General features: G+C 67.8%; 9 protein-coding genes. 5 read left to right on the top strand and 4 right to left on the bottom strand.

Annotated features, from left to right (window positions below; genetic code table 11):
- From R1101_RS0111300 to hisN, 4 genes are all read right to left on the bottom strand, one after another.
- A partial coding sequence (locus tag R1101_RS0111300; RefSeq protein WP_016933541.1) for an AMP-binding protein occupies positions 1-969 on the bottom strand: 969 nt, incomplete at its 3' end.
- A 135-nt stretch (positions 970-1,104) separates the two neighbouring features.
- Positions 1,105-2,319, bottom strand: coding sequence for an acyl-CoA dehydrogenase family protein (locus tag R1101_RS0111295; protein ID WP_016933540.1), 1,215 nt, complete (start codon positions 2,317-2,319; stop codon positions 1,105-1,107).
- 28 nt (positions 2,320-2,347) lie between these two features.
- The gene (locus tag R1101_RS0111290; RefSeq protein ID WP_016933539.1) at positions 2,348-3,742 is read right to left on the bottom strand and encodes an acyl-CoA dehydrogenase family protein; all 1,395 of its coding nucleotides are present in this window, start codon (positions 3,740-3,742) and stop codon (positions 2,348-2,350) included.
- Positions 3,743-3,895: 153 nt separating this feature from the next.
- Positions 3,896-4,681 carry a histidinol-phosphatase gene (hisN, locus tag R1101_RS0111285; protein WP_016933538.1) on the bottom strand — a complete coding sequence of 262 codons (786 nt, stop codon included), beginning with the start codon at positions 4,679-4,681 and terminating at the stop codon, positions 3,896-3,898.
- Between the two features lie 107 nt (positions 4,682-4,788).
- Between hisN and prfB the strand changes: the two genes are divergently transcribed.
- The 5 genes from prfB to R1101_RS0111260 form a co-directional block, all read left to right on the top strand.
- A complete protein-coding gene (gene prfB, locus R1101_RS0111280) occupies positions 4,789-5,907 on the top strand; it encodes a peptide chain release factor 2 (protein ID WP_016933537.1) in 1,119 nt (372 codons plus the stop codon).
- A gap of 21 nt (positions 5,908-5,928) precedes the next feature.
- Positions 5,929-6,816, top strand: a complete 888-nt coding sequence (locus R1101_RS0111275; RefSeq protein WP_026003152.1) for a mechanosensitive ion channel family protein — start codon at positions 5,929-5,931, stop codon at positions 6,814-6,816.
- The gene (locus R1101_RS0111270) at positions 6,813-7,283 is read left to right on the top strand and encodes a hypothetical protein (RefSeq protein ID WP_016933535.1); all 471 of its coding nucleotides are present in this window, start codon (positions 6,813-6,815) and stop codon (positions 7,281-7,283) included. The genes R1101_RS0111275 and R1101_RS0111270 overlap by 4 nt, the downstream gene beginning before the upstream one ends.
- 55 nt (positions 7,284-7,338) lie before the next feature.
- Positions 7,339-8,028 carry a cell division ATP-binding protein FtsE gene (ftsE, locus tag R1101_RS0111265; protein WP_016933534.1) on the top strand — a complete coding sequence of 230 codons (690 nt, stop codon included), beginning with the start codon at positions 7,339-7,341 and terminating at the stop codon, positions 8,026-8,028.
- A gap of 49 nt (positions 8,029-8,077) precedes the next feature.
- The coding region (locus tag R1101_RS0111260; RefSeq protein ID WP_016933533.1) for a permease-like cell division protein FtsX at positions 8,078-8,642 on the top strand (565 nt) is incomplete at its 3' end.

Genomic DNA, 8,642 nt, shown 5'->3' with positions numbered 1-8,642 from the left:
GTACTCGGCGATCTTCTCCGGTCCGAGGTCGAGGATCCGCTGCAGCATGGTCGGGACCACGACCAGCACGTTCGCGCCGTGCTGCTCGATGAGGCCCAGGGTGTCGACGGGGGAGAAGCGCCGCATCATCACCACGGTCTGGCCGAGCGCGAGGGCGAGCGCGAACTGAGAGACGCCGGTGCCGTGGAAGGCGGGGGCGGCCATGAGCATCGTCTGGCCGGGGCGCAGCGGAACCCGATCGAGGAACTGGGCCGACGCGAACGGTGACGTGCGGCCGCGCGGCGCTCCCTTCGGGGTGCCGGTGGTGCCGCTGGTGAGCAGTACGAAGCCGCCGAAGACCTCCGGGGCGGGCAGGGACGATCCGTCCAGCCCTTCGATCGACTGCTCGAGTGTCGGGATGCCGGGGACCTCGTCGTCCACCCAGGAGGCGTACCGGCGCACATCGTCGGGCAGTGCGGCGGCGACCTCGGCGAACTCGCTGTCGAAGACGAACGTCGAGACCTGTTCGCGCGCGGCGACATCGACGAGTTGCCGCGGCGCGAAACCGGTGTTCATCATCACGAGCCGCACGCCGAGCTTGGCAGTGGCGAGCATCGTCAGTACGAGTCCGCGGTGGTTGCGGGCCATGATGCCCATGACCGATCCCGGTTCGACCCCGGCGCGCTGCCACGCACGCACGAGGGCGTTGGACCGGGCCTCGAGTTCCTTGTAGGTGAGGTCGCCGGCTTCGTCGATCAGTGCGACGGCGTCGAGACCGCGTTCGGCTTGTGCGTGCACGGAACCGGCGAAGGGGCCGTACTTGTCGGCCGCCATGATCGTCCCGATGCTGCGGTCCACGCGCGGGAAGTGCAGCAGACCTGCGCGATGGAGTACTGCGAGTGATCCGACGATGTCCTTGACCTGGCCGATCGTGTCGTCGAGCGTGATCCGCCCGCCTGTGATCCTGCCGAGAATGTCCTGACCGAGCATCCGTCCCCCTAGCTGTGTGTCGGCGTCAGGACACACAATAGCGGTGACGTATCTCACATTCCAGGCGAACTTCCTCGTATGGGCAGGGCCCTCGCCGCACCTGCGGCGAGGGCCCTGCCCCCGGGGGGTCCCCCGTTATTTCAGTTCGGCGGACGACTTTCCGAGCACCCGTCGAGCGACGATGAGCTGCTGGATCTGCTGGGTGCCCTCGAAGATGTCGAGGATCTTGGAATCGCGTGCCCACTTCTCGAGCAGCGGCCGCTGCGAGTAACCGTAGGTGCCGGCGAGTTCGACGGCCTTGAGCGAGACCGCAGTACCGGTGCGGCCGGCCTTCGCCTTGGACACCGACGCTTCGAGGGAGTTGGGCTTCTTGTTGTCGGCCATCCACGTCGCGCGCAGCGCGAGCAGGTAGGCGGCCTCCCAATCGGCCTCGAGTGCCAGGAACTCGGCGGCCGCGGCGTGCTGGTTGTTCGCGGGGATGTCGTAGGAGACCTCGACACCGGCGTCCTTCAGGATCGACCGCAGTTCCTCGAGTACCGCGCGGCCGAGACCCACGGCCATACCGGCCACGATCGGACGCGTGTTGTCGAAGGTCTGCATGACCCCGGCGAACCCCTTCTCGGTGTTCACCTCCGGGGATCCGAGGATGTTGTCCTTGGGGATGCGGCAGTTGTCGAGCACCAGCACGGCGGTGTCGGACGCCTTGATGCCGAGCTTCTTCTCGAGACGCGCGACCGAGAGGCCGGGAGCCTCGCGCGGCACGACGAAAGACTTGATCGCGGCGCGGCCCTTCGACCTGTCGACGCTCGCCCACACGACGATGTGGGTGGAGCGCTCACCGGCGGTGACGAAGATCTTCTCGCCGTTGAGGACCCACTCGTCGCCGTCGAGCACGGCCGTGGTCGTCACGGCCGCCGAGTCGGACCCGAAACCGGGCTCGGTGATCGCCATGGAGGCCCACACCTTGCCGAAACGCTCGAGCTGCTCGTCGGTGGCCACTGCGGCGATCGCGGAATTGCCGAGGCCCTGATAGGGGATCGACAGCGTCAGGCCGACGTCGCCCCAGCACGTCTCGATGACATTGAGGAGCCCGGCCATGTTGCCGCCGTTGGCATTTCCGGCGGGACCGTCCTGCTTGGCCTTGCTGTCGCGGCCGAGCGTGGCACCCGCTGCGCCCTGACCGGAGTCGTTGAGTCCCTCGACCATCGCGGCCATGGTGTCGAGTTCGACGGGGTACTCGTGCTCGGCGAGATCGTACTTGCGGGAGATCGGCCGGAAGATCTGCGCGGCGACCTGATGGGCCTGGTTCGCGGAAGCCTTGAGCTTCCGGGGAAGTTCGAGATTGATCATCACAGGTTCCTTGTTCGGGTCGGGCCGATCAGACGAGGACGACGCCCTCGGCGACTCCGATTGCTCGCAGGTCGCGGTACCAACGTTCGACGGGGTGTTCCTTGGTGTAGCCGTGGCCGCCGAGCAGCTGCACGCCGTCGAGGCCGAACTGCATGCCCTTGTCGGTGGCGAGCTTGCGGGCCAGGGCCGCCTCGCGAGCGAACGACAGTCCCTGCTCGGCCCGCGACGCACCGCGCAGGGTGACCAGACGCAGACCGTCGAGCTCGATCTTGATGTTCGCCACCATGAACGCCACCGCCTGCCTGTGGCTGACAGGCTCGCCGAACGCTTCGCGCTCGTTGACGTAGGGGACCACGTAGTCGAGCACGGCCTGTCCGGTGCCCGTCGCCAGAGCGGCCCAGCCCAGACGCGACAACCGCACGGCGTCGGCGTACTGCTCGGCGCGGATGTCGGCGTCGTCGTCGCCGAGACGTGCCGACTCCGGCACCGCGACATCCTCGAGCAGCAGGCGTCCCAGGCCGGCGGCACGCAGGCCCATACCCGGATCGGCTTCGATGACGACACCCTTGCTCTTCGCCTCGACGAGGAAGAGGGACGGCTTGCCGTCGAGTTCGGCAGCCACGACGAACAGTTCGGCGCTGCCCGCGGCCGGGACGAACGACTTCACGCCGTTGAGGCGGTATCCGCTGGGGGAGCGCACGGCCCTGGTCTGCAGCGCGAAGGGGTCGAACAGGGCCCGGGGCTCGGCGATCACGACGGACGCCTGGGGGACGTCGTCGCCGGCGAAGGCCGGCAGGTAGGTCTTCTGCTGGTCCTCGGTGCCCCACTGGGTCAATGCCACGGCCACACCGCTCGGCGCGAGGATCGGCAGGGCCAGTCCCATGTCGCCGTGGGCGAGGGCTTCGGCGACGAGCACGTTGGTGACCACGCCGCGTTCGTCGGCGGCGCCGTCGAACGCCTCGGGCACGTTGACCATGGTGATGCCCAGTTCGGCGGCGCGCGCGAGGAGATCGGCCGGGGCCGCGGCCGCCTCGTCGGCGTCGTGCGCGGCGGGCCGGAGGATCTCGGCGGCGAACTCACGCACCGTCTCGGTGATCATCTGCTGATCGTCGGTGGGGGTGAGGTCGAAGAAGTCGGTGTTCTTCGCGGTCGCGAGACGCTGCGGACCGCTCGCGCCGCCCGACACCTTCTTGAAGGTGCGCGTCGCGGCACCGAGAGTCTTGAAACCCGTCTTCGTGGACTGATACGTGATCCGGTCGATCGTCTCGCGGATCTTGTACCGATCCGCGAGCTCGGATCCGGTGATGCGGGTGAGCACCCGCATGGCGGCGCCCATGGCGTCCCGTCTGATCGGATTGAGGCCGACGGCGGACGTGTCGCGAGGCGTGTGGCGGGCCACGCTGTCTTGCTTGCTCATGATCACCAGAAGTCTCTCGATGCGGGAGCGGACGACATCCGATCTTACTTCTGAGTAAGGTTGCTGTCTACCGTACGGTAAGTTCCGGTCGCGGCGCACGACGAACTCGGTGGGTCCGAGCCCGCCGAGCAGGGTCGAACCCACCGTGATCGGGCCGGATCAGGAGAGCCGGGAGAGCACCTCGTCGTGCAGCCTCCCGTTGGTCGCGACCGCGCTGCCGCCGTGCGGACCGGCCGCGCCCTCGAGGTTCGTGAACCGTCCGCCCGCCTCGCGCACCAGGATGTCGAGCGCCGCGAGGTCCCACAGCGACACCTCCGGTTCGAGCGCGATCTCGAGGGCGCCCTCGGCGAGCAGGCAGTACGAGAAGAAGTCGCCGTAGGCGCGCACCCGCCACACGTCGTCGGTCAGGGCGACGAAACGATCGCGGATGCCGCGTTCGTGCCAGCCGCTCAGGCTCGAGAAACTCAGCGACGACGATGCGAGATCGGCGACCTGCGACACCGAGATGCGGCGCGGCTGCTCGCGGTCGTGCGAGACCCACGCCCCGCTGCCCGCAGCTGCCCACCACCGACGGTTCAGTGCCGGGGCGCTGACCGCACCGACGACCGGCACGCCGTCCTCGAGCAGCGAGATCAGGCTCGCCCACACCGGCACGCCGCGCACGAAGTTCTTCGTGCCGTCGATGGGATCGACCACCCACTGCCGTCCGCGGAAGACCGCGTCGCCACCGAACTCCTCGCCCAGCACCGCGTCGTCGGGCCGCTGCTCGCCGAGCATCTCGCGGATGGTGCGCTCGACGGCGAGGTCGGCGTCGGAGACCGGGCTCAGGTCCGGCTTGTCGTCCACTTTCAGATCCAGCGCACCGAAGCGGGCGCGGGTGATGGAGTCGGACGCGTCGGCGAGTCGGAGGGCGAGGTCCAGGTCGGCGGTGTAGTCGGTGGTCATGACGGAAACGCTAGCCGCCGCGGGTCGGGGTCGAGCAGCGTGCCGCCCCCTGCGCGTATCGATTGCCCACGTCGGACCGGTTCGTCGCTCCGGTAACCTGTTGAATCGTGCATCCCGATGTTTCCGCAGCCCTGGCCGAGCTCGACACGACCCTCCGCACCGTGGAGTCGGTCCTCGACGTCGAGGAGCTGCGACGGCGCATCGACGAACTCGAGCACCAGGCCGCCGATCCCGAGTTGTGGAACGACCAGGAGCACGCGCAGAAGGTCACCAGCGAGTTGTCGCACGCGCAGGGCGAACTGCGCCGCGTCGAGGGGCTGCGCCAGCGGCTCGAGGATCTGCCGGTGCTCTACGAGCTCGCCGAGGGTGAGGAGGGCGAGGACCGCGCCGCGGCCCTGGCCGACGCCGATGCCGAACGTGAGAGCCTGCGCGCCGACATCGAGGCGATGGAGGTGCGCACGCTGCTGTCGGGTGAGTACGACCAGCGCGACGCGCTCGTCAACATCCGTGCCGGTGCCGGTGGCGTCGACGCCGCCGACTGGGCCGAGATGCTCATGCGCATGTACATCCGCTGGGCCGACAAGCACGGTTACGGCGTCGAGGTCTACGACACCTCCTACGCCGAAGAGGCCGGCATCAAGTCGGCCACCTTCGCCGTCAAGGCGCCCTACACCTACGGCACCCTCTCGGTCGAGATGGGCACGCACCGTCTGGTCCGGATCAGCCCCTTCGACAACCAGGGCCGCCGCCAGACCTCGTTCGCGGAGGTCGAGGTGCTGCCCGTCGTCGAGACCACCGACCACATCGACATCGACGAGAACGACGTCCGCGTCGACGTCTATCGCTCGTCCGGACCGGGTGGTCAGTCGGTCAACACCACCGACTCCGCCGTGCGCCTGACGCACATCCCGACGGGCATCGTCGTCACCTGCCAGAACGAGAAGTCCCAGCTCCAGAACAAGGTTGCGGCCATGCGTGTGCTGCAGGCCAAGCTCCTCGAGCGCAAGCGTCAGGAGGAGCGTGCCGAGATGGACGCGCTCAAGGGCGACGGGGGCAGCTCGTGGGGCAACCAGATGCGGTCGTACGTGCTGCATCCGTATCAGATGGTCAAGGATCTGCGCACCGAGTACGAGGTGAACAACCCGTCGGCGGTGCTCGACGGCGATATCGACGGATTCCTCGAGTCGGGCATCCGCTGGCGTATGCGGGAAGAGCAGAAATCGTGATCGGAAACGAGAGAGGGGCCTGTGCCGTTTCTTCCCGGAGCTAGACTGCTCGACTGGTTGTCGACGAGCGGGTTGCAGATCGCGCTCACGATCCTGGGTGCGGTTCTGATCGCCCGGTTCGTCTCCTGGATCGGCAGCCGCATCACGCGGCGCATCGACGAGCGCTACATGCAGTCCGACGACCTCGTGCGCTCCGAGGCGACGAAGCATCGTCACTCGGTCGCCCAGGTGGTCACGTGGATGGCGATCTCGTTCGTGTACATCGTCGCCACCTTGAAGGTGTTCGACTACCTGCAGCTGCCCATCGGCAGCCTGGTCGCGCCGGCGACCGTGCTCGGCGCGGCGCTGGGCTTCGGTGCCCAGCGCATCGTGCAGGACATCCTGGCGGGCTTCTTCATCATCACCGAACGCCAGTACGGTTTCGGCGACACCGTCCAGATCTCCGTGACCGGTGCGTCCGAGGACGCGATCGGCACCGTCGAGGACGTCACGCTGCGCGTCACCCGGGTGCGCAGTACGGCAGGTGAGGTGATCACCGTCCCCAACGGCCAGATCAACAAGGCAGTGAACCTGTCGAAGGACTGGGCGCGTGCCGTGGTGGACGTCCCGATCCCGGTGACCGCCGATATCGCCGACGTCACCGAGATCCTGCGCGAGCTGGGTGTGGCGGCCTACAAGGAGCCCCGCCTGCGCGAACTGCTGCTCGACGAGCCGAGCGTGATGGGTGTCGAGAGTCTCGAGGTGGATCAGCTCAGCGTGCGGATGGTCGCGCGCACCCTGCCCGGCAAGCAGTTCCAGGTGGGCCGACTGTTGCGTGCGCGCATCGCGGGTGCGCTGCGTGAGCAGGGCATCACCGTCACGCCGCAGCTCGACACGGCCAGCGTCGTCGATCGTGTGGAGGCGCAGTGAACGAGGAGAGGGAGCCGCACCGCAGGCGTATCCCGTCGCACCTGCTCGGTGGGCGGATGAGGACCACGACCTTCGCGTTGTGCAGCCTGTGGGTGGGGATGTGGGTGCTCTATCTGTTCCTGAACCAGCCCGAGGACACGCCTGCGGCGCCGTCGAGCGCGGTGATCATCTCCGAGACCCCCTACGTGCCGTACGTGCCCCCGGCGGCGACCGTGCCCCCGCAGAAATCCACTCCGGAGACCACCGACACGCCCTATCCGTCGACCACCTCGTCGACGTTCCCGCCCACGACGTCGACGAGTGTTCCGGGCTCGCCACAAGGCGTCCTGCCCCCGCAGGCGCCCACAACCACGGCACCCCCGACCACGACGACCAGGCAACTCCCGTTCGATCTGCCCCGGATACCCGGACTGAACGAGGAGCAGGGCCGGACGGTCCCGGAGAACACCGACTCACCGTCCCCGTAGGGTGCGGACACGCCGGTACGGCAGGTCACCGAACGGTAACGGTTAGCATGTCCACGTGATCCGGCTGGAGAATGTGTCCAAGTCCTACAAGACGTCCACGCGACCCGCACTCGAAGGGGTCTCGGTGCATGTCGAGAAGGGCGAGTTCGTCTTTCTCATCGGTCCCTCCGGATCGGGGAAGTCGACCTTCCTCCGGTTGCTCCTCCGTGAGGAGAAGCCCACGACCGGCGACATCCACGTGGCCGATTTCCACGTCAACCGGCTCCCGGCTCGTCGCGTACCGAAGTTGCGGCAGAACCTCGGGTGCGTCTTCCAGGACTTCCGGCTGCTCCAGCGCAAGACGGTCGCCGAGAACATCTCGTTCGCTCTCGAGGTGATCGGCAAGCCGCGCGGGGTCGTCGACCGGACGGTGCCGGAGGTCCTCGACCTGGTGGGGCTGTCGGGCAAGGCGGACCGGCTCCCCGCCGAACTGTCGGGTGGCGAACAGCAGCGCGTGGCGATCGCGCGCGCCTTCGTCAATCGTCCGCTGGTGCTGATGGCCGACGAGCCGACCGGCAACCTCGATCCCGAGACCAGCCAGGACATCATGCTGCTGCTCGAACGCATCAACCGCACGGGCACGACGGTGCTCATGGCGACCCACGATCACCACATCGTCGACTCGATGCGGCGACGGGTCGTCGAACTCGATCTCGGACGCGTCGTGCGCGACGAGGCGCGCGGCGTCTACGGCGTCGGCCGGTAGATCCCGTCACCCGAGCACTCCCACCAGGCAACCGAAGGATTCCCACCCGATGCGTGCCAGCTTCCTGTTCAGCGAGGTCACCACCGGCCTGCGCCGCAACCTCACCATGACCATCGCGATGATCCTCACCACGGCGATCTCGCTCGCGCTGTTCGGTGCGGGTCTGCTCGTGGTCCAGATGGCGGGTAAGACGGAGCGGATCTTCCTCGACCGGGTCGAGGTGCAGGTGTTCCTGACCGAGGACATCTCCTCGCTCGATCCGGACTGCGAGCAGGACCTCTGTTCCGCTCTGCGCGGCGACCTGGAGAACACCGACGACGTGGTGTCGGTCCAATACCTGAGCCGCGACGACGCCGTCGCCGACGCCACCGAACGCGTCTTCGCCGATCAGCCCGAGCTCGCCGAACTGGTGAGTGCCGACAGCTTCCCGGCCTCGTTCAAGATCAAGATGTCCGATCCGGAGCGTTTCGCCGCGATCCAGGACGACTTCGGCACCAGACCGGGTGTCGACAGCGTCCTGAACCAGCAGGATCTCGTCGAGCGCCTCTTCGGTGTGCTCGGCGGCATCCGCAACGGTGCCTTCGCCATCGCCACGATCCAGGCCGTCGCGGCCG

This window comes from Rhodococcus sp. R1101, from assembly GCF_000278445.1.
In the GTDB taxonomy this organism is placed as follows: Bacteria; Actinomycetota; Actinomycetes; order Mycobacteriales; family Mycobacteriaceae; genus Rhodococcus; species Rhodococcus gordoniae.
The sequence above is the reverse complement of the archived record's forward strand: the minus strand, read 5'-3'. Positions and strand labels throughout refer to the sequence as shown.